The 21791-nt window shown below is 72.0% G+C and carries 13 protein-coding genes; 11 read left to right on the top strand and 2 right to left on the bottom strand.

Annotated elements, in window-relative coordinates; all coding sequences use genetic code 11:
* Positions 1 to 59 precede the first annotated feature (59 nt).
* The 8 genes from HUN59_RS02765 (at position 60) to HUN59_RS02800 (ending at position 9697) form a co-directional block, all read left to right on the top strand.
* Entirely contained in the window at positions 60 to 5360 is a 5301-nt protein-coding gene (locus HUN59_RS02765; protein ID WP_174777424.1) for a DUF6531 domain-containing protein, read from the top strand.
* Positions 5361 to 5383: 23 nt separating this feature from the next.
* Positions 5384 to 5815 (top strand): hypothetical protein, encoded by a 432-nt coding sequence (locus HUN59_RS02770; RefSeq protein WP_144804009.1) that lies wholly within the window; start codon positions 5384 to 5386, stop codon positions 5813 to 5815.
* A 114-nt stretch (positions 5816 to 5929) separates the two neighbouring features.
* A complete protein-coding gene (locus HUN59_RS02775; protein WP_174777425.1) occupies positions 5930 to 6382 on the top strand; it encodes a hypothetical protein in 453 nt (150 codons plus the stop codon).
* Positions 6383 to 6671: 289 nt separating this feature from the next.
* Positions 6672 to 7139 carry a hypothetical protein gene (locus HUN59_RS19320; RefSeq protein WP_217483609.1) on the top strand — a complete coding sequence of 156 codons (468 nt, stop codon included), beginning with the start codon at positions 6672 to 6674 and terminating at the stop codon, positions 7137 to 7139.
* Positions 7132 to 7422 (top strand): hypothetical protein, encoded by a 291-nt coding sequence (locus HUN59_RS02785; protein ID WP_174777427.1) that lies wholly within the window; start codon positions 7132 to 7134, stop codon positions 7420 to 7422. The genes HUN59_RS19320 and HUN59_RS02785 overlap by 8 nt, the downstream gene beginning before the upstream one ends.
* Positions 7423 to 7582: 160 nt before the next feature.
* A complete protein-coding gene (locus HUN59_RS02790; protein ID WP_174777428.1) occupies positions 7583 to 7954 on the top strand; it encodes a hypothetical protein in 372 nt (123 codons plus the stop codon).
* Positions 7955 to 8497: 543 nt separating this feature from the next.
* The gene (locus HUN59_RS02795) at positions 8498 to 8884 is read left to right on the top strand and encodes a hypothetical protein (RefSeq protein ID WP_174777429.1); all 387 of its coding nucleotides are present in this window, start codon (positions 8498 to 8500) and stop codon (positions 8882 to 8884) included.
* Between the two features lie 90 nt (positions 8885 to 8974).
* Entirely contained in the window at positions 8975 to 9697 is a 723-nt protein-coding gene (locus HUN59_RS02800; RefSeq protein WP_174777430.1) for a hypothetical protein, read from the top strand.
* A gap of 90 nt (positions 9698 to 9787) precedes the next feature.
* Here the strand turns inward: HUN59_RS02800 and HUN59_RS02805 are convergent, their stop codons facing one another.
* Complete coding sequence (locus tag HUN59_RS02805) at positions 9788 to 10753, bottom strand: hypothetical protein (RefSeq protein ID WP_174777431.1); 966 nt, start codon at positions 10751 to 10753, stop codon at positions 9788 to 9790.
* A gap of 262 nt (positions 10754 to 11015) precedes the next feature.
* Here HUN59_RS02805 and HUN59_RS02810 point away from each other — a divergent pair, with 262 nt between their 5' ends.
* The 3 genes from HUN59_RS02810 to HUN59_RS02820 all read left to right on the top strand — a co-directional run bounded on the left by HUN59_RS02810 (position 11016) and on the right by HUN59_RS02820 (position 19611).
* A complete protein-coding gene (locus HUN59_RS02810) occupies positions 11016 to 13772 on the top strand; it encodes a hypothetical protein (protein WP_174777432.1) in 2757 nt (918 codons plus the stop codon).
* Entirely contained in the window at positions 13769 to 15223 is a 1455-nt protein-coding gene (locus HUN59_RS02815; RefSeq protein WP_174777433.1) for a hypothetical protein, read from the top strand. Before HUN59_RS02810 ends, HUN59_RS02815 begins: the two co-directional genes overlap by 4 nt.
* Before the next feature lie 107 nt (positions 15224 to 15330).
* Entirely contained in the window at positions 15331 to 19611 is a 4281-nt protein-coding gene (locus tag HUN59_RS02820) for an FtsK/SpoIIIE domain-containing protein (protein WP_174777434.1), read from the top strand.
* Between the two features lie 154 nt (positions 19612 to 19765).
* Here HUN59_RS02820 and HUN59_RS02825 read toward each other — a convergent pair whose 3' ends face one another.
* The gene (locus tag HUN59_RS02825; protein ID WP_174777435.1) at positions 19766 to 21772 is read right to left on the bottom strand and encodes a serine/threonine-protein kinase; all 2007 of its coding nucleotides are present in this window, start codon (positions 21770 to 21772) and stop codon (positions 19766 to 19768) included.
* Positions 21773 to 21791: the final 19 nt, after the last annotated feature.

Here is a 21791-nt window from a genome sequence, read left to right on the forward strand (position 1 = left end):
AGCTCGACCTGCTCCACCAGCACAGCACGACCAGCACGATCACCATCGGGGGACGGATCATGGGCGACCTGCACGGCAACGAACCGGTCGAGTTCGACAACGGCACGGCCGACGCGCTGAGCCAGGCGCTGAACGGTGCGGCGGAGTCGATCGAGGGGCAGGCCGGCAGCCGCCAGTCGTACGTCAGCACCGCCTCCCAAGAGTTCCGCGGCCACTTCTCCGAGCTCTTCGCCGCGAACGCCCAGACCGCCAGGAGCGACGGCTCCGCCATCGCCGCGAACCTGCGCACCGTGGCCGGCTGGGTGGGCCAGATGAAGGCCGCCGCGGAGCGCGAGAACGCCCGACGCAAGACGGCCCGCGACTGGTACGAGCACCACGAGAACCGCTGGGTCGGCGAGGTCGTCGCGGACTGGGTCACCGGCAACGACCAGCCGCCGGAGGTCCACCACGAGGACCCGCCCCGGTTCGCCGACGCGACCGGCCCCGCGACCCCGCGGCAGACCCCGGCGCCCGGCTCCGGTGGCGGTGGCGGTGGTGGCACGTCCTCCGCCCGACCAGCCGACCTCCGCTCGTTCGCCGACGGGAGCCGGGGACTCGACCAGGCCCTCGAGGGCAAGCCCGCGATGCTCCGCGGCAAGCTCGCCGACTTCGCGGACCGCTGCTCCTGGGGGCGGATCGACGCCACCGGGCTCGTCACCGCGTTCGACCAGTGGTTGCAGGCGAACGGCCAGGACGTGACGTGGGCCACCACGATCGCCGACGCCTTCGCCGCTGCCGGTGGTGACGGCGCGGTGTCGAGCGTCGCGGACTCGGCGCTCGCCGCAGCACTGCAGGCGGCTGGCGTCTCGGCGACCCGGTCGGACGTGCAGTTCGACCCGCCCTCCGCCTACGGCGCCCAGCCGACCACCGGGTACTCGATGGACCCGGTCAACACGACGACGGGCAACTTCGTCGAGCCGGAGACCGACCTCGGCTTCACCGGCGCGAGCGCTTCGCTCGCCCTCACCCGCATGTACAACTCACTCGACGAGCACGTCGGGCTGTTCGGCCCTGGTTGGGCATCGGTCCTCGAGACCCGACTCGAGATCGACGACGAGGGCGCGTCCTACGTCGGCGCGGACGGGCGGCAGATCCGGTTCCCGCGGGCGTCCGACGGCTGGGAGCGCGGCGTCGGTGAGAACCGGTGGCTCGCGGCCGAGGGCGACCGGCTCGTGGTCCGCGACAACCGTGGCGGGCGCATCGACTTCACGCCGTCGGGCGTCTGGCTGGGCGAGCGCAGCGGCCCCGGGACCGGCGTCCTGGTCGAGCGCGACCCCGACGGGCTCATCAGCCGACTCGTCCACGACCGCGGACGGTCGATCGACGTCGAGTACCTGGCTGGCCGGGTCGCCGTGGTGCGGAGCTCCGACGGGCGCCGGGTCGAGTACTCGTACGACGACCGTGGGCGACTCGTCGCGGTCACCGACTCTGTGGGCACACGCCGCTACGGGTGGGACGACCACGACCTCGTGCTCACCGTCACGAGTGCCGCCGGGGTCGTCGAGGTCGACAACACCTACGACGAGCGCCGCCGCGTCGTCGAGCAGGTGAGTCCGCACGGTCGCGCCGTCCGCTTCGCCTACCTGCCCGGCCGGGTGACCGTCGTCTCCGACCACGACGGCTCGCGGTCGAACTCCTACATCGCGGACACCAGGGGCCGGCTCGTCGGCGTGCTCGACTCCGACGACCACCGGCAGTCGATGAGCTACGACCGGCACGGGAACCTCGTCTCCGTCACCGAGCGGGACGGGTCGGTCACCGTCCACGCCTACGACGAGCGTGGGCGTCGGACCCGGACGGTCACCCCGACCGGCGGCGACCTCACCTACGGACACGACGACCAGGACCGGACCACGACCGTCGTCGCCGAGTCCGGCGGGGTCGTCACGTACGAGTACCGCGGCGACGACCGGGACCCGTCCGTCATCACGGACCCCGTCGGAGGCCGCACCGAGCTGACCTGGTCGGACGGCGTGCTGACGCGGGTGGTCGACCCGACCGGCGTGGTCCTCGTCCTCGAGCACGACGAGCACGGCGAACTCGTCGCCACCACGAACGCCCTCGGCGACACGGCCCGCATCGACCGCGACGCCGCCGGGCGTCCGACCGTGGCGACCAGCCCGTCGGGGGCCCGCACCGAGTACCGCCACGACGCCGCCGGCCTGCTGGTCGAGCGCCGCGACCCGGACGGCGCGGTCTGGCGCTTCGAGCACACGACCGGTGGGCGCATCTCGGCGGTCACCGATCCCCTCGGTGGGCGGACCGCGTTCGAGTACGGCTCCGACGGCGAGCTCCACGCGACCACGGACCCGCTCGGTCGCCGGGTCGTCCGCTCCTTCGACGACCAGGGCAACCTGGCGACCCTCGCCCTGCCGGGTGACGCGGTCTGGACGTTCGCGCACGACGCGTTGTCGCGCCTCCAGGCCGTCACCGATCCGACGGGAGCGACCTGGCGCCACGAGTACGACGCGAACGGCGTCCTGACCGCGACCGTCGACCCGACGGGCGTCCGTCAGGACGTGAGCCGGGACCCCGCCGCCGGCGTCGCCAAGCTGCAGGACGCGTTCTCGACGACGACCGTGCGCTTCGACGCGTTCGGGCGCCCCGTCGAGTCGACCAGTCCGGACGCCGGATCCGAACTCGTCACCTACGACGCGGCCGGACGCCCGGTGGAGCTCGTCGACGGAGAGGGCGGGCTGACGCGGATCGAGCGCGACCTCGCCGGCCGCGTCACCGCGGTCGTCGCGCCGTCCGGCGCGCGCACGACGTACGAGTACGACGCCTGCGGGCGCCCGTCGGCCGCCGTGGACGCCACCGGAGCACGCACCACGCTGACCTACGACGCCGACTCCCGGGTCGTCGCGCGGACACTCCCCACCGGCGAGGTCGCCCGGACCGCGTACGACGCGGTCGGTCGCGTGGTCGAGCAGACGACGCCCGGAGCGGGGACGAGCCGGTTCCGCTGGGACACGGCCGGGAGGCTCGTCTCGGCCCACGACGCACGCTTCGGTCGGCGCCGGTTCCGCTACGACGCCGCGGGTCAGGTCACCGAGGTGGTCGACGGGCTCGGCGGGGTCACCCACCACGAGTACGACGAGCGCGGTCGGGTGATCGCGACGACCGACCCGGCCGGAGGCGTCACCTGGCGCGAGTACGACGAGGCCGACCGCCTCGTCGCGGTCACCGATCCGCTCGGCCGGCGCACCAGCGTCCGTCGCGATGCCGCGGGCCGGCGGGTCGAGCAGACCGACCCGGACGGGCGGACGACCGCCTGGACGTACGATGCAGCGGGACACGAGCACCAGGTGCTGGTCGACGGTCAGCTGCAGACCGAGGTCGACCGTGACCCGGTCGCCCGCACCGTCGTGGTCACCGACCACACGCGAGGCGCTGGTCGCACCGTCGACCACGAGCTCGAGTACGACCGGCGCGGGCTCCTCGTCCGCCGCAGTCGCGGTGGGGCCGCGATCCGGTGGGAGTACGACGCCGACGGGCACCGGGTCGCCCGTGTCGACCCGTCCGGCCGCCGGACCACATGGGTCCGCGACGCGGTCGGTCGGACGACCGCGCTCGAGCGCGACGGGCTCGGAGCCGCGACCTTCCGACACGACGCCGCGGGTCGGATCGTCGAGGCGGTCACCGGTGAGCTCGTGCAGTCGTGGTCGTACGACCGCGGCGTGCTCGTCGCCCACACCGTGACCTCGCCCGAGGGCGTCACGACGACCCGCACCGAGCGGGACGCCGACGGCCGCATCACCGCCGTCGACGGCCCGGACGGGCGGGTGGAGCACCGGTACGACGCCGCGGGCCAGCTCGTCGCCGCCGGTGACGCACGCTGGGAGTACGAGGCCGGCCGACTGGTCCGCCAGGTGGTCGACGGGGTCGAGACGCGCTTCTCGTACGACCTCGCCGGCGAGCTCGTCGCCTCCGAACAGGACGGTGCCCGCACCGAGTACCGCTACGACGGGCTCGGTCGACGCATCCGGCGGACCGACCCCGACGGCTCGACGGTGGAGTACGCGTGGTCCGACCTCGGGACGCTCGCCGCGGTCGTCGAGCGCGACCCCACCTACGCCGAGGTCGGTCGGGTCGACGTCTGGACGGACGGCCTCGGCGAGCTGGCCGACGTCGGCGGTGCCGAGGCGTGGTGGGACTCCGCGGCGAGCGTGCCGGGGATCGTCTCGCTCGGCGGCACGAGCGTCCTGGACATGCCGGGCGGGGTCGTCGCCATCGACGATGCCTGGACGACCGTGGGGTGGCGCAGCGCGCGGGCCACCGCTGCCGACGACCCGTGGGCGGTGCTCGCAGCGGTCGGCGGGTCGGGGCTCCCCGCAGGCGTCGGGCTCACCGCGGACGGCGGCGTGTCCATCGCTGGACTCGAGTGGCTCGGAGCGCGGGTGTACGACCCCGTGGCGCGGGGCTTCCTGTCGACCGACCCGCTCGCGCCCGTGCTCGGGGCAGCGTGGGCGGCGAACCCGTACTCCTACGCCGGGAACGACCCCGTGCACGCGGTGGACCCGCTCGGGCTGCGGCCGGCGACGGATGCGGACCTGCAGGCGTACCGGGATGCGAACCAGGGTGCGCTCGCGAACCTGCGGGACTGGGCTGACGAGCACTCCGAGGTCATCTCGAACATCGCCATCGGCGTCGGAGTGGTACTCGCCGTGGGCGCGATGTTCACTCCGCTCGGGCCGGTCGTCGCACTGGCCGTGGCTGCTGGCTCGGGAGCAGCGCTCGCGGGCGGCCTGTCGATCAAGAAGAACCGCGGCGACGACGGGCGCGTCGACTGGGGCAAGGTCGGCCTCGACACGCTGATCGGCGGAGCAGCAGGTGCCGCAGGCGGAGGCGCCGCGATCGGCCTCGCGAAGGCGGCCCCAGCCGCTTCAGTCGCATTCGGGTCGGGAGCACGCGGGGTTGCTTCGCAGGTGTTCTCTTCGGCTGGCCGGGGCGCCATCGCCTCCGGCACTTCGGGCGCGGTCAACAACATCGGCGACTACGCGGTGAACGACGAGATCCGCGACAAGAACCTGCTCGGATTCGCCACAGCTGGCGCGACAGGCTTCGGGACCGGCGCAGCATCGAGCCTCGCGGTGGGTCGGGCCGCAGGGCCTCTTGCCGAGGGGCTCGGCGTCACCTCGCCGCTCGGCAAGGAGACTGTCGGCAACCTCGTGTCGATGGGCGTCGGCGGGATCAGCGCCACCGTCAACGAGGCAATTCGCCCAGGTGGCGACACGTCGATCGAGAACCTGGTCCAGACCTTCGGTACGGGCGCGGCGCAAGGTGGGGACGGTCCCACAGTCGGTGTTCATCGGAGATGGTGAGCGCAAGGAGGTACGTTCCGAACATGGCCGATGGGAAACCAGTCGTGACGCGAAGGAAACGAGTAGTCGCGATCGCCATCCTGTTGCTCGTCATCGTCATCCCGGCCCTGTTGTTCTTCGTCATCCCGCTCGGTATGAAGGTCTACGACGACGGTCATCGGATGTCGGTCTCTTGTGGGATCCGAAGCGCAACCACCGGTTCGGAGTCGAGCGGGTCCCTCAAGGGCGGCGGAGCGTCGGGGTCACAGGTGGTCGTCGTGACCGATCAATGCGGCAAGATCCTGCTGCAGGACGGAGTCAATCGGTTCAACGCTGACAGGATCGCTGGAGAGCTCTCCGGTGCTGATCGCGTTCGGTTCACTGTCGGCGCCGCGTCGTACGACATGCGCGCGGTGACCGCTGTGTTCGGGGTGTCGCCGACTGCGTACGCCTACGAGGTCGAACCACGCGGGTGAGTCCGCCGGACAGGGACATCCCATCAGCTCTCGGTCGACGTGGAGTCGCGTCAGCGGGGAGCCGAAGGTCCGGATGTCGTCCCTGCGGGCGGCGCGCACAGAGGGTGAGGAACCATGCCCAGCAACACGGCCGCGACGAAGAGCAGCGCTGCCAAGAAGACGCCAGGTCAGATTGCGCGGGACCGGCTGATCGCAGTCCTCATCCTTCTCGGCGTGGTCGGGGTGCCGGTGCTGGTATTCGGCTTCGGTCCGACCATCCTCGGTACATACGATGATGGGCACTCGATCGACGTGACGTGCCGTGTCGACTCCGCTGTCGGTGAAATCTCATCCTCGCGCTCGACGAAGGGCGCTGGTGGAGCGGAGGTGCAGGTCGCATTCAAGACCTCCTGTGGGAATCTGCTGTACCAGGACGGCGTCACGCGCGCGAACATGACCCGCATCGCGGGGGAAGTCGTAGCGGGCGAACGCTACCGCTTCTCGGTCGGTGGCGGCTCGTTCGAACTACGTGGATTCCTGAAGTTCTTCAAGATTGCTCCCGTCGTTGGTTCCTTTCTCCGAGCGTGAGGTGAAGCTTGAAGTGAACTGGAAGCAGGTCGGGGTGGACGCATCAATAGTCAGCGGAGTCAGCGGAGTCAGCGGAGTCGGCGTCATCGCGGCGGCGGGCCTGTCCGAGCTCGCTTCCCTCGACGGGAGAGCTGCAAATTCTGTTGTCCGGCGAATTTGTCCGACGGTCTTCTTGTCGACAGGAAGAGCTGCCTCGGCATCGGTGGCTTCCGGCGCAAAGACCGGTGCCGTCGACTACGGCATGAACTCCGATGGGTAGCCGAATGTCATTGATGGCCACGTTCAGTCCGTGGCCCAGGGATTCGGGACTGGCGTGCGATTGCGTGTGATCGAGAGCAAGGGCACAGGAGCGCCGTCAAGAGGATCGATGCGCGCAAGAAGGATCATCTTCGGATCCTGGTTGCTAGGGGCAGCCCTCGTCATCTTGGTGATTCTCGTGGCTCCGATCAGTCTGAAGGCCTACGATTCTTCACACCCGATCACGGTGCATTGCCTGGTGCGTTCGGCGATATCGGGTGATGGTTCGTCTCGATCGGTCCGAGGGGTAGGGGCTACATACAATCAAGTGCGCATCGACTCCCCTGATTGCGGAACGCTGTTCATCCGAAGACACGTGACCTCGGGCAATGCGCCGAAGATTGCAGAGAAATTTCAATCCGGGCGCGAATACGAGTTCGTCGTTGGTGCGGCATCTTATCGTTTCAGAGATCAGCTTCGGATGATCAATCAGTCCATTGAAGTTCAGCCCCATGACTGAGCCCGGACACGTCCTACGTCACGACGTCCCATTGGTCGAAGATGACCAGGTACGGCTAGCGGTGCTCGCCTCGGAAAGAGCCCTGGTGCACGGCGCGGTCGCTGATCGTGAGGTCCCGCTCCAGGACGGAGTCAATCGGTTCAACGCTGACAGGATCGCTGAAGAGCTCTCCGCTGCTGATCGCGTTCGGTTCACCATTGGCGGCGTGTCGTACGACATGCGCGCGCTGACCGCAGTGTTCGGGATGTCGCCGACTGCGTACGCCTACGAGGTCGAGCCGTGAGGGTGATCCTGCCGGGCAAGGGGATCTCATCGCCCCTCGGCCGTCACGGACTCGTCGATGTGGTCGTCCGACGGCTCATGACCGGCGGGGGCGAAACAGTCACGAACCCGCAGAAGAACGGACGTGGAAGATGACCCCGCGTACCCCGCGACCCCGGCCCTTGTTCATCGATGTCCTCGCGGCTCTTGTCTGTCTCGCGATCGCGTGGTGGCGGACCTCGAGCCTGGAAAACCAGCCGATGCCGTTCGGACTAGTCTTTGTGTCCGTGGCGGCGGCCCTGTACGGCGTGGGGATCGGCTGGTGGGCGCGGAGCGGTCGACGACGGTCGTTCTCCGTCGTGGGACTGCTGGTGGTCGTCGTCGTGTTCGTGCTGCTCGTGGGTGCGCCGCCGCGACTCGCTGGCACGCGGTGGGCTTGGCTGCTCACCTCGTTCGCAGGGGTCATCATCGGGTCGGGTATCAGGGAATGGGTGGTTGCGCGCGCTTCCGCGGTGGACCCGAAGCGCGGCCGCAGGCGCCCAGGAGGTCGATGATCGTGCGGAGAGTCGTGGACAGGAACAGGGTCGATCGGAGACCCGATCGGGCGCTCGACCGGGAGCTCCTCCTGGGGTACTTCTCGCTGCTCATCCTCGCCCTGCTGGTCGCGGCATTCTGGGCGACCGTGATCCTGAGTCGATCGAACGCCCTCGTCGCTACAGGTGTCGCGTCAGCAGCGGTCCTGCTGGGTCTGGTGGGTGGGCGGAGTCGTCGCCGAGGCGCGCGCGGAGTCACGATGCTCGTCCTCCTCGCCGGCCTCATCACATTTTCCGCACTGGCTGGCCGTGGGCACTCGTACCAGTTCGCCTGGCTCTTCCCGGCATTGACGGGTCTGTTGCTCGCCAGGCCCGAGTGGCCGTGGTGGCGAAGTGACCGCGGAAGAAGCTGATGCGGCGGAGGCGTCCTCGGCGCGGCGCCTGCTGCTGATCCCAGGAGGAGCCGCGAGGTCCGCCGAACAGGGCGTCCTGAGCACGGAACGGAGTACCGCCTTGCCAGCACCTGAACCGCAGTCGCGACCCCCGAAGAATCGGAACAGGCTCGTGTTCGGTCTCCTCGGTGCCGCCGCCTTGTTCACGATCCTCGTGTTCACCTGGAACCAGGGACTCAAGGCGTACGACAGGTCTCATGTCATCCGCGTGGACTGTCTCGTCACTGCCGCGGAGCCGGAGGTCGGCGGATCCACTTCAGGCCGAGGGTCCGGAACCCTGTTCGACCAGATCACCGTCGACTCACCCGACTGCGGATCGCTAACGATCCGTCGAGGGGTCACCGGCGGGAACAAGCAGCAGCTTGCAGAGCGTCTCGGGACGCAGGAAAGGTGGTCGTTCCGGGTCGGAGCGGGGTCCTTCGAGTTGAGGTCCGTCCTCCATCTCCTCGGAGAGCCGGTCATTGCGCAGGGATTCTCGGAGATCAGGGAGCACGAGTGAGAACCCGCCGTTCGGGTGGCGTGGTGAAGAAGAAAGCGCGTCTACCGTCCTCTGACCAGCGGTTCGATCACGGGCAACATCCTGCTCGTCGTGATCGCCGTCGGTGCGGCCTTCGTGCTCGGGCTCTCGCAGGTGAGTCTGTCGGTCGTCCTGCTCAACCTCGCCATTGCTGTGGCAGGAGCGGGCGTGCTCGCGTTCATCGGATCGGGTCGGGCGATCGCGGGCATGGTCCTCCTCTTCTTCCTGGGGCCGGTCCTCACGCGGTTCGTGCTCGATGGCGCGCAGATCTCCGTCCGGGTCTGGTTCATGGGCATCCTCGCCGGCTGGGTGCTGGGCGCCCTGGTGCGTCGGGTCCAGGACCGTGGGCTGCCCGCAAGCGGCGTCGCGGAGTGGCCGGACCTCCGCTGGTGGGTTCGTGGGAGGCGCTTCGAAGAGCGCGACCCCACGCTGGCGCAGGTCGAGGCCAAGGTCCGAGCTCTCGACGGCCGGGACCGAACGCTCGTCATCATGCCTGACGGAGTGCGGGAGCTGGATATCTGCGGCGACGCTGCGACCGGCATCATCGTGTTCCGGACCGAGGACTCAGGTGACGAATCCCGCTGGGGAGTTCCGCTCGGCGCAGAAGTCGACGACGACGATCGGACCGAGACCGCAATGGGGAACGTCTCCGCACCGGTGGCCCGTGGCCTGCTCGTCGACGCACACCAAGCGTCGTCCATCGCTCGGGAGTTCCACGGCGGGAGGAGTGTCGCCGGGCCGGCCGGCACCTTGCGTGGGCAAGCCGTGATGTCCGTCCAACCCTCGCTTCCGTGAAGCGCGAGGCGTCGTTCGCGCGTCGCAAACGGTGCCCGCGCGGACCGCACCGTGCCTCCAGGCCGGTACTTGCCGGACAGCCTCCGATGGTCAGCGCGGCAGACCGCTGACCCACTTCCGGAACGTACGGGCATCGGCGTCGCGGAGCACCGCCGTCGGCGCCTCCTGCGCACCGCGGAGGAGGACGAGGCTCTCCGGCGGTAGACCAGCCACCTGCTGACCTCCGAGCGACGTCGGGTCGACGAGCGCGGGGCTTGCGAGGAACGCAAGCGGCTGCGAGTCGGACTCGGCCACCGCCTGCCGGCCGTCGACGAGCGCCCGGACGTCCGAGGTGTGCAGCACGACCACGTCCCCACCGATGAACAGTCGGATGACCGGACGTGGACGACCCCCTTGGCTGAGCGGGATGTTCGTCCAGTCGGCGCTGGCCGAGACGCCGCGCCACGGCGGGACCGGGAGGGTGGCAGGCCCGAACGCCGCAGGGGCGGGAGCGCTGTCGCGCACGACCCGCTCCTGCAGGTACGCGTCGAGTTCCGCGTACCCCCGCGCCAGTCCCATCACGTGGAACAGCCGTCGTCCGTCTGCCGAGCGCCCCTGGACCCCGCCGTACTGGTTCGCGAGCGGCGCCAGGGTGGCGATCTCGCGCAGGTTGACCCGGCGCTCCTCGTGCAGTCCCTGCCGGACCAACAGGTGGTCCTCCATCGCCAGGATCCGGGTCCGCCGCATCGAGCTCGCGAGCACGATGCCGCCGGTGCCGGCGAGGACGAAGACCACCGCCACGACGACCATCGAGGGCGGTGCGCCCTCGGCGGCGAGTCCGATCACCACGAGGCCCAACAGCCCGCCGACGACGAGCAGCACGATCGCGAGGACGCGGATCACCAGCCACTGCCGACGGCGCAAGCGCACGGTGACGAGCGCGCCGCCCTCGGTCGGCAGCTTCTCGCCGCGGGCTCGCCGACGCCGGTCGCTCCGACGCGTCGCGCTCGTCACGCCCCACGTGATGCCGATCGCCGCGACGAACGCGATGCCGACGGACACGACTGAGATCCACATGTTCGTTCCCCCTGTGATCGGATGACCAGTCAACCGCTCGTGAGGGTGGACTGGTCATCCGATCGTGCAACTCCGAGCGCTTGGAGCACTCGGCGTTCCCCCCATCAACGAAGTGCAGAGTATCAATTCCACGGGATCCGTCAAAGCGGACATCGCGGTGCTGTGGCCCGAACGGGGGTGCTGTGACCTGTGGATGGACGAACCCTCACGGTATTTCAGCGACTAGCATCGGACGCGCTGTCGATTCTTGAGGGGGACGATCGTGGAACTGACGCGCGCCGGGGGAACCGGAGCACGACCGGGTGGTCGGCTGGCCGGGGTGGTCGCGGTGTCGGCCGTCGTCGCGCTGACGTTGGCCGGGTGCACCGCCGACCAACGGCAGGTCGACGATCCGTCCCGGCTGCTGCAGACCGTCGACACGACGCTCACCCCGAACGGCTCGGTCCGCGCCATCTCCGACACGACGATCGCGGTCGGAGCGGACGGGTCCTCGTCGACGACCACCGACCACGACGTCGCCAAGGCGGCGGGCGACCTGCCCCTCCGCATCACGACGCAGTACACGACGACCAAGCGCTCCGGGACCGACCTGTCGGACCTCGACGGCTACTCCGGCCGGGTCGAGGTCGACCTCACGATCGAGAACCTCACGGTCCGGTCGAAGAACCTGACCTACGACGTCGCGGGGTCGTCCCGCACGACCCCCGCCCTGGTCGGGGCGCCGTTCTCCGTCGCCGCGTCGACCGTCCTGCCGGGGGTCGCGCCAGACCGCATCGTGACCCAGGGGGTCGACGGTGGTGCCGCGACCGACGGCGTGGTCAGCACGAACGCCGACGGTGACGCCGTCGTGCAGTGGGGGCGGCTCCTCGCACCGCCGACCTCGGGCGCGAGCAGCACGCTCCACCTCGTCGCCGACGTCAAGGACTTCTCGGCCCCCGCGTTCGACGTGGCCGCCCAGCCCGGCCTGACCACCGACCTGTCGACCGAGGGCGTGCTGAACGGGGCGTTCGGCTCGCAGACGGACTCGGAACTCGCGTTGCAGCGCCGGACCATCGACCTCATCGCGCAGGTGAACGAGGTCCTGGCCCGGGCCGGCGGGACCATCACCGAGGTCCGGACGAACCTCGAGTCCACCTCCCAGACACTCGGCGTGCGCACCGCGGAACGGCTGCAGGAGAGCAGCGCGTCCCTCGCGAGCACGATGCAGTCGCTCGCGGGCGAGCTCGGCTCGCTCAACGGGGACCTCGGCGCGACGGTGCAGACGACGCAGTCGACCGTGCTGCAGCAGCTCCAGCAGACGACGAGCAGCCTCGACGCGCTGCTCGGCGACACCTCCGGCAGGGCGCCCGCACCGGTGCTCGACGGCCGGGGCTGCGCCGCAGCGCCGAAGACCGACGCCGTGGGCGGCAGCGTCTACGGCAACCTGTTGCGCGTCTCCTCCCAGCTCGAGGGCTACGCGCAGGCGAGCGAGCTCTGCAAGCAGCAGGTGAGCACGCAGTTGGCGGCGTCCGTCGGACCGGCCGCGCCGGATGCGACGAGCTGCGCCAGCCAGGAGGATCGTGGTTCGTTGACCTGTGCGCTCTGGGAGTCCTCGGCTGCGGTCAACAGCTCGCTGATCGGGTTGGTCAGCAAGGGGCAGGAGCTGGCGGCGCGGCTGGATCCCGACCTGTCCGACAAGGCGATCGAGCAGTCGACGGCGTTGAACGACCAGCTAGAGACCATCTCCGACATGCTGAAGGCACTCGGGAGCGACGAGACCGGAGCCGTCGGGCAGGCACTCGACGAGCTCGATGCGCTCGTGGCGACGAGCGACCAGGCCGTGCGCCCCGTCCAGGAGTCGGTGGCGAGCATCAACGGCCGTGCCCGTGCCGCGCGCAGCGCCGTCGGAGACGCCACGGACGGCTTCCCGAGCGGGTCGATGCAGGCGCAGAACAGCGCGCTCGCCGACCGGATCTGCCAGCTCGTCGCCCTGAAGGACCTCGACCAGACCGACGCGGACGCGCTGCGCGGGTACCTGACGGCCACGCCGTGCGACGGAGCGCCCGACGGGACGACGCTCCGCCCTGGCTTCCCGTTCTCGACGCCGATGGACGAGCGGCTCACCGCCCAGTCCGAGGCCTGGGACGCGATCGTCGCCGAGACCGACCCCCGGGCCACGACCGGCCTCGGTGCCGCGGTGACCTCGCTGGCGACGGCCGTCGATGCGATCGCGCCGGGTGTGCAGAAGGTCCGCACGGCGGTCGCGCAGGACGGTGGTTCCGTCGAGGGATCGGTCCGTGAGCTGCAGGGCCTGGTGCGGAGCGCCGCCGGGTCGGGTGCGGTCGTGAACGACCAGCTCAAGCAGGTGAGCGACCAGCAGAGCGACCTCCAGGACGCCGTCCGAAAGGCGTTCCAGAAGGCGTCCGACGACTCCGGCAAGCAGGTCAAGGACCTCATCGACGAGCAGGTCCGGAACGTCAGCGGCACCGCCGGGAAGAGCCAGCAGGCCGTCGAGCAGGCGTTCGACCAGTCGATCGCCGGACTCCGCACGACCTCGGGCGAGGTCACGAGCGACTCGAAGGGCACCATCGACGAGCAGAAGGGCGCGCTCGAACAGCAGAGCAGCAGCCTGGCGTCCGCGGTGGACAGCCAGACGGCCGCGAGCCTCCAGCGCATCGATGCGAGCACGAGCGCCTCGGTCCGGGACGTCCAGGGCGCCAGCACGCTGCTGACGGGTGACCTCAACCGCGTGATGCTCGACCTCGGCGACCGCAAGGTCAACGGCTCCGGCATCCTCGGCGCCATGGCGACGAGCGCCGCCAAGTCCGACTCCGCCGACTACCAGCTCGCCCTGGCGTCGCAGAACGCGGCCGGCTACGCGAACGTCCGCGCCGAGGACGTCGCCGGCATCCTGCTCCAGCAGCAGCAGTTCCGGTCGTCGCTCGACGCGGCCGCCAAGCTCCCGGCGTTCCGGCTCGACGTGCCGTCGGGCGCGACCGCCACGACGCTCTACGCCTTCCGGATCGGAGCCGACCGATGAGCCGCACGACCGAGCAACCGGCACCGGGACAGCAGCCAGCACCGGAACTGCAGTCTGCCGAACCGTCCGGCGCCGAGCAGTCCGGCGCCGAACAGCCGACGAACGACCGCACGACGCGACGCTGTCGGCGGACGATCCTCCTCGTGGTGCTCGCGGTCCTCGTCGTCGCCGCCGTGGTGATCGCCGTCGTCGCCGTGCGCTCCGCCGCTGAGACCCCGGCCGAGGCCGTCGCTGCCACCGCGCCCGTACCGGTCCGGGTCGCCCACGTCCCCGACGGCACGAAGATCGGCGTCGTCGTGACCCTCGGCGACGGCGAGGGCTCCGAGTGGGCCGATGCCGCGCAGGGTGCCCTCGTCGCCCAGCGACGGCTGCAGCTCGGTGGCACGACGGTCCAGCTCGTGGCGCAGGACGACGCCGGTTCGACCGACGGCGCACGTGCCGCGGTCGAGACGCTCGCGAAGCAGGGCGTCGCAGGCATCGTCGTCGCATCGTCCGGTCGCCACGTGGACGGCGCGTTCGCGGCTGCGTCGTCGGCCGGGATCCCGGTCGTCGCCCCGTACGCGACCGGCTCGGACGACGCCTGGTCGACGGCGCCCTCGACGGACTCCACGGCGTCCGCGATGCGCTCGGCACTCGGCTCCGCGAAGTCCCCGCTGCTGGTCGACCTCGGGGGCGGAGCACCCTCCGGCCTGCAGGTCGCGCACGTCGTCGATGCGGTCCGCGACGCCGACACGGCCGCGCTCGCGACCACGATCGCCGAGCGCACGGGTGTCGCCGCGCAGACCACCGACACAGCGACCGGTTCCGGCGCCGACGCCCCGGACGCCGCGGACTCCGACGCCGTCGTGCTCAGCGGCCCGGCGGCACGACAGGGTGCCCTCGTCGCGGCGCTCCAGTCCGCGGACGTCACCGCCCCGATCATCCTCACCGCGGACGCCACGAGCCCGACCTTCGCGGCCGCGCTGACCCAGGCCGGCGGCAGCCTGAGCGGCGGCTTCCGGACGGTCGGGGTCGAGACGGACGACGCCCGTGCCCTCCACCCGGACGCCACCGGTCGGTCGATGTCCGCCTTCCTCGGCGGTCTCCGGGTCCTCGCGGACGACGCCGACGCGAAGAACCTCACCGGCGACCGGCCGTTCTCGTCCGTCGCTCCCGTCGCGGACGCACGGAGCCACGACGCCGTCATCGCCCTGGTCCGCGCGGTCGGGACGGCCCGGAGCGACGAGCCGTCCGCGGTCGCCGACGCGCTCGCGACCCTCGACCTCTCCGGCAGTGACGGGCTCGCCGGACCCGATCTGGTGTTCCGCACGCACGAGGCGATGCGCAGCCCGGCCTCGGTGCTCGCGTCGTCCGCGCAGGACCTCGGCCTCCGACCGGCGGCCTCGGACGACTCCGCGGACGCCAGCGGATCGCCGTCCCTCGTCTGGTTCGCCGACGACACGGAGCGCTGACCGCCACCGCGAAGCGCTGACCACCACCGCGAAGCGCTGGCCGACCGCACGGACCGCTGACGAACCACACGAAGCGCTGACCGACGACACGAACGGAGAGGCACGGCATGCGGGTGCTCATCGAGCTCGACGACCGACGCGAGACCGTCGAGGTCGACGGATGGACGGGGGTGGCCACCCTCGGCGCGCTCGTCGCCGCGACCACCGGCACCGTCCTCGACCCTGGTACCCCGCTCGCCGTCGACGGCCACCACACCAGCTCGGACACCCCGCTCCGTGACCTCGTCCTGCTCGAGGGCTCCCGGATCGCCCGCACGGCGCGGGAACGCCCGCGCACGGTCGACGGCTGGAGCGTCACCCTCGCCGGAGGGCTCGACGCCGGCCTGGTCCTCGCCGTGCCGCGGAACCGGAAGCTCGTGGTGGGACGAGCGCCGCAGGCCGACGTGGTCCTGCCGACCGAGAGCGCATCGTGGGAGCACTGCACCGTCGAGCGCGAGGGCGACGGGGTCCGGGTGCGCGACGCCGGCTCGACGAACGGGACGGTCATCGGCGGCGAACGGATCGACGACGAGGGCGTCCTGCTCACCCGCACGACGAGCGTCATCGTCGGCGGCGCCGTGCTGCTGGTCCGCCCGGAGCTGCCGGAGACCACCGTGCCGCCGGCCGGATCGCTGCCGAACCTCACCCCGGCCGCGACGGCGCCGTTCAACCGTCCGCCGCGGCCCGGTCGGGTCGGTGACGCCGAGACGGTCGTCCCGCCGACGCGGAAGGACGTCGCTCCCGCGTCGAAGTTCAGCTGGATCACGGTGGCGGCACCGCTCGTCCTCGCGGGCGCGATGGTCCTGCTCCTCGGTGACGCGCGCTTCGCCCTGTTCGCCCTGCTCAGCCCCGTGACGGCGATCGGCATGTGGTTCGAGCAGAAGCACCGCCGCGCCAAGAACCTCAAGGAAGAGGAGACGCGCTTCGCCGCGGCGGTCGAGACGTTCCGCGGCGAGATCACGGCCGCGGCGGCGGTCGAGGCCGCGCGCCGGCAGGAACTCGTCCCCGATCCGGCCACCGTCGTCCGCCGTGCCGCGCTGCCGACGACCGCGCTCTGGCAGCGCCGCTCGGACGACGACGACTTCCTCAGCCTGCACGCCGGCACGGGTGACGCGCCGTGGCGACCCGAGGTCGACCAGCGCGCCGCGACCACGAAGCTCGAGGACGAGGCCAAGGCCGCGATCGCGGACAGCCGGCTCACCGCGGCGCCCGTGGTGACCGACCTGTCGGACGCCGGGGTCGTCGGGATCGTCGGCGACCGTGACGGCGCCCTCGCCCTCGCGCGCAGCCTGCTCGCCCAGGCGACCGTGCACTGCGGGCCCGCGGACCTGACCGTCGGCGTCTTCTGCGACCGCGGCCGCGAGACGGACTGGTCCTGGGCCTCCTGGCTGCCGCACACCCGTGTGGCGGGCAGCAGCACCGGGGCGCGCTGGATGTCGGCGCAGCGCGACCAGAGCGCCGCGGTCCTCCGCGGCCTGCGCGAGTCGCTCGACGAGCTGCCCACGCCGAACCTGCTCGTCGTCGTCGACTCCGAGGTCCTGACCGAGGGCCGTGACGCCCCGGCGCGCAACCTGCTCGGCCAGGGACGGACGGTCCCAGGGGTGTCGCTGCGTCCGGGGGAGCGTCGGCAGCGCGTCAGCGGCATCGTCATCGCGACGAACGAGCAGCAGCTCCCCGCCGCGTGCACCACGATCATCACGGTCGCGGCGGACGCAGCCGCGACCGTGTACCGGCCGGAGGACCGCACCCGCGTCGAGGACGTCGTGCTCGCGGGGCTGTCGACGGAGACCGCCGAACGGACCGCCCGAGCCGTGGCGCACTTCGACGACCCCGAGCTCACCGTGCCCGGCGCCTCGTTGCCCGCGCTCGTCCGCCTGCCCGAGCTCCTCGCCGTGACCCAGCGCCGCGGGGCCGGCGACACCGCGCTCGACCCGTCGAGCCCCGAGGCGATCCGCGCGGCGTGGGACGCGCGAACGGGCGTCTCGACCCCGATCGGCTCGTCCGAGGGTGGCGTGCTCGAGATCGACCTCGTCCGCGACGGCCCGCACGGCCTGGTCGGCGGGACGACGGGCTCGGGCAAGAGCGAGTTCCTCCGGTCGTTCGTCGCCGGGCTCGCCGCTCGGAACGACCCGACCCGCCTGAACTTCCTGCTCGTCGACTTCAAGGGCGGCGCCGCCTTCGCCGCGTGCGAACGGCTCCCGCACACGATCGGCACCATCAGCAACCTCGACGAGCAGCTCGCCGACCGTGCCATCCGTGCGCTCGAGGCCGAGCTCGAACGACGCCAGCGGGTCTTCGCGACCGCGGGGGCCGACATCGACAACCTCGACGCCTACCTCGCCACCGGTCCGACCGAGCCGATGCCGCGGCTGCTCTTCGTGGTCGACGAGTTCGCCATGCTCGCGAAGGAGTTCCCGGACGTCCTCACGTCCCTCGTCGCGATCGCCGCGGTCGGCCGCACGCTCGGTGTGCACATGGTGCTCGCGACGCAGCGTCCCGCCGGTGTCGTGAGCGAGGACATCCTGGCGAACACGAACCTCCGCGTCGCTCTGCGCGTCCAGAGCCGCGAGGACTCGACGAACGTGATCGGCGTCCCGGCCGCATCGGCGATCGGTCGCCAGCAGACCGGTCGCGCCTTCGTGAAGCTCGGGCAGGACGACATCACGCCGGTGCAGACGGCCCTGGTGACCGGCCGCGCCCGCGACCAGCGCGAGGACCAGCCGGTGACCGCGCGCCCGACCGACGTGTTCGGCGTCCCTGCGCCGATGCCCACGCCGGCGCCGAGTGCGTCGGACGAGACCGACCTCGACGTCCTCATCGACGCGATCCGGCGGGCGAACGACGCCGCCGGGTACGCGCCGCCCCGCCCGATCTGGCCGGAGGCACTGGGCGACCGCGTCGACCTCGACACGCTGCCCGTCAGCACCGCGACCTCCCCGCCTGACAGGAACGTCGTCATCGCCCTCGCCGACGACCCCGACCACCAGCGCCAGGTCCCCGCCGGCTGGGACCTCGACGAGGGCAACCTCATGCTCATGGGCATCCCCGGCAGCGGCACGAGCACGGCCCTCGCGAGCCTCGCCCTGCGCCTCGCCGCCACCCACGACCCCGCCGACCTCGACCTCCTCGTCCTCGACATGGGCGCCGGCGACCTCGCGCCCCTCGCGCGGCTGCCGCACACCACCGCGTACGTCGGCTCCGGTCCGGGCGCCGGGGAGCTGCAGGCGCGGTTCCTCCGTCACCTCCGCGCGGACCTCGAGCGCCGACGGGCCGCCCCGGGCGGTCGGCGCGCGGTCGTGCTCATCGACGGCCTCGCCGCCCTCCGCGACGAGTACCAGGACTTCGAGGGGCAGCTGCTCCTCGACGCACTGCACCGCGTCTACGCCGAGGGCCCCGCGCTCGGCATCTCGTTCGCCGTGTCGACGACCCGCGCCAAGGCGGTGCCGTCAGCGATGGACGAGGTCACCACCCAGAAGTGGCTGTTCCGCCTCGCGGACCCGTACGACTACTCCTCGATCGGCGTCCGCCCGAAGGACGTCCCGCCGCCCGTGCCCGGTCGCTTCATCGACTCGACGATGCGCCTGCAGAGCCACGTCGCGACGCCGACCGTGCCGCTCGACCGGGCCGTCGCCGACGTCGTCGCCGCGTGGCCGGAAGCGCCGACCAAGACCAGCGCCGTCGGACGACTGCCGGACGCCGTCCGTGTGGGCGACCTCGCCGAACCCGCCCGGTTCGACGCCGAGCCCTGGCGCCTCCCCGTCGGCATCGCCGAGGACGACCTCGGCACCGCCGTCCTCGAGGTCTACGACGGCGAGCACGTCCTCGTCGCCGGCCCCGCGCGGTCCGGCAAGTCGACGGTGCTCCTCGCCCTCGCCGACCTCGCCCGCTCTGCCGAGGGCGTCCGTCCCGCCGTGTGGGGGATCTGCGACCGACGGTCGCCCCTCGCCGAAGCACCGCTCGACCGCGTCGCGGTCGGTGCGGACGAGGTCCCCGCACTCCTCGCCGGACTCCGCCTCGAACGCGGGCCGGTCCTGCTGCTCGTCGACGACGCCGAACGGTTCGAGGACGCGGACCAGGGCATCGCGACGCTGCTGACGTCGGAACGACCGGGCCTCTGCGTCGTCGCGGCCGGCCGCTCCGTGGACCTCCGCTCGCTCTACAGCCACTGGACACGACAGGTCCGCAAGAGCCGCTGCGGGGTCCTGCTGCAGCCCGACGTCGACTACGACGGCGAGCTCCTCGGCATCACCCTGCCCCGGCGCGCACCCGTCGCGCTCAGCGCCGGTCGCGGCTACGCCGCGTCGGGCGGGTCGGTCCGCCTCGTGCAGACCGCGTCCTCCGGCGCCTGACCGACCCGGCCCACCGCCGGACGGGAGGCACGGTGCGAGCCCGCCGCGCGCCTCCAGTACCGGGGAGCCACCGCCGGACGGGAGGCACGGCGCCAGCCCGCCACGCGCCTCCCGTCCCAGGGGCCAGGCGCGCCGGGCGATCGAACGCGACGGATCAGTCCCGCGTGGTGATCCCGAACGGCGCGCTCTCGAGGTTCGTGAAGTTCCCCACCGTGGCCCGCACCGTGCACGACGGCGCGACCGACAGCGCCGTCACGACCAGTCCGTCCGACGACACCGCGAGCGCCCCCGAGCACCCGTCGGCGAACCGCACACCGGACTCGCCGCCGGCGACGTCAGTCAGCATCTGCGACGGGCTCCCGGTCGCCGGACTGCGGTAGAGCGGGTTGAGGTCGTCGGCGCCGCTCGGCCACACCGGCACCAGCGTCACCGGGAGCGTGGTCTGGCTGACCGTGCGGTCGGGCGTGCGGACCTCGACGCCCTGCAGCCGCTGCACCGGGTACGCGGTCCCCGTGACCCCGCGGTCGGTCACCGCGGCCGTGGTCGCACTGCCGGCGGCGTCGAGCCACTCCTGCAGCGCCGCCTGGTCGCGGACGCCGGCGAGCCGGACGCTCGCCTGCACGGTGAGGTCCTGGCCGGCGGGGACCTCGACGTCGTCGAGCGCCCACGAGCACGCGGTGCCGACGCCGGTCAGCGACGGCTGGTTGCGCGCCGCGGAGACGCCCTCGCCGGTCCACGTCACCGCGGGGCACGATGCCTTCGCGGTGGCGCCGGGCACCACCTCGAGCAGGGGCCCGCGGAGCGCCACGGACTGCGCGGCGTAGGTGATCGACAGGGTGACCGTGCCGCGCTCCGGGTCGATCGTCGCCTTGCGGGTCGTGGTCAGCCCGGTCGGCAGCGGCCGGTCCTGCTGGTACGCGCTGCCCGCCTGCGCGGTGGCGGCGGGCGTCGACGAGCCCCGACCGGCCAGCGCCCCGGGGAGCCACACGACCCCGCCCACGACGAGCGCGGCGACGAGGACCACACCGAGGGCACCGAGCGCCGCCATCCGGTTCGTCAGCCAGTCCGGGCGCTGCCAGCGGCTCCGCGGCGGTGCCTCGGGTTCGCGGACGACGGGCAACGGCTGCCGGGCGAGCGGGCGGATGACGGTCTGGGAGCCGGCCGGGCCGAGCTCCGGCGCGGGGGAGGCGTCCTCGACCGCCGGGGCCTCTTCCGCCGCCGTGTCCGGTCGGACGCCGCGGACGACGGTCGCGGGCCGCTCGACCTCTTTGAATGACTCCGGGTCAGCGGCCGGGGCGAGTGCCGGGGCCTCCGCCAGCGATCGCGCGAGCCGGCGGAGGGTCGCGGCGGCGTCGGCCGCGGCCGGGCGGGCGCCCGGGTCCTTCGCGAGCAGCGTCGTGAGCGCGGTCCAGAGTGCGTCCGGGACGTCGATGCGGGGCGGGTCCGACGTGACGTGTCGGTAGGCGACGGCGAAGTCGGTGCCGGGGCCGGCGAAGGGCGTGCGGCCGGCGAGGAGCTCGTAGAGCATCACCCCGGCGCCGTACACGTCGGCCGCCGGACCCGCGCGGCCCTGGCTGATCGACTCCGGTGCCATGTACTGCGGCGTGCCGAGGAGCCCGGTGGTCGTGCGTTCGCGGTCCGCCACGACCGAGGCGATGCCGAAGTCCGACACCCGGACGTCGCCCGTCGCACCCGCGGTCCACGCCGTCGCGAGGAGCACGTTGTCGGGCTTCACGTCCCGGTGCGTGACGTCCTGCCCGTGTGCCGCAGCCAGGGCGTCGAGCGTCTCGGCCGTGATGGTCAGCGCGTCGCGGGGCGGCAGCGTGCCGGACGCCCGGAGCAGGTCCCGCGCGGAGCCGCCGTCGACCAGGTCCATGACGATCGCGAGCCGGTCGCCCTCGACCACGAGGTCCCGGACGCGCACGATCGAGGGGTGCTGCAGCCCGAGCAGCACGGTGCGCTCCCGCACGAAGCGCTCGACGATCGCCGGGTCCGCGGCGAGCTCGGCGCGCAGCAGCTTCGCGGCGACGTGCTCGCCCGAGGCGGTGTGCTCGGCACGCCAGACCTCGCCGGTGGCACCCGTGCCGAGCAGGTCGACGAGTCGGTACGAGGCGCCGAGTGGCTCTCCGCGGCCGTACTGTGCCTGGCCCTGCTCCGCCACGATCCCCCCGAGTGCCCCG

This window comes from Curtobacterium sp. Csp2 (assembly GCF_013347165.1).

What these genes read in the sequence shown, in the direction of transcription:
- HUN59_RS02765 (WP_174777424.1), top strand. Translation starts at nt 60, where the DNA reads ATGGGCGACCTGCACGGCAACGAACCGGTCGAGTTCGACAACGGCACG.
- HUN59_RS02770 (WP_144804009.1), top strand. Translation starts at nt 5,384, where the DNA reads ATGGCCGATGGGAAACCAGTCGTGACGCGAAGGAAACGAGTAGTCGCG.
- HUN59_RS02775 (WP_174777425.1), top strand. Translation starts at nt 5,930, where the DNA reads ATGCCCAGCAACACGGCCGCGACGAAGAGCAGCGCTGCCAAGAAGACG.
- HUN59_RS02785 (WP_174777427.1), top strand. Translation starts at nt 7,132, where the DNA reads ATGACTGAGCCCGGACACGTCCTACGTCACGACGTCCCATTGGTCGAA.
- HUN59_RS02805 (WP_174777431.1), bottom strand. Translation starts at nt 10,753, where the DNA reads ATGTGGATCTCAGTCGTGTCCGTCGGCATCGCGTTCGTCGCGGCGATC.
- HUN59_RS02815 (WP_174777433.1), top strand. Translation starts at nt 13,769, where the DNA reads ATGAGCCGCACGACCGAGCAACCGGCACCGGGACAGCAGCCAGCACCG.
- HUN59_RS02820 (WP_174777434.1), top strand. Translation starts at nt 15,331, where the DNA reads ATGCGGGTGCTCATCGAGCTCGACGACCGACGCGAGACCGTCGAGGTC.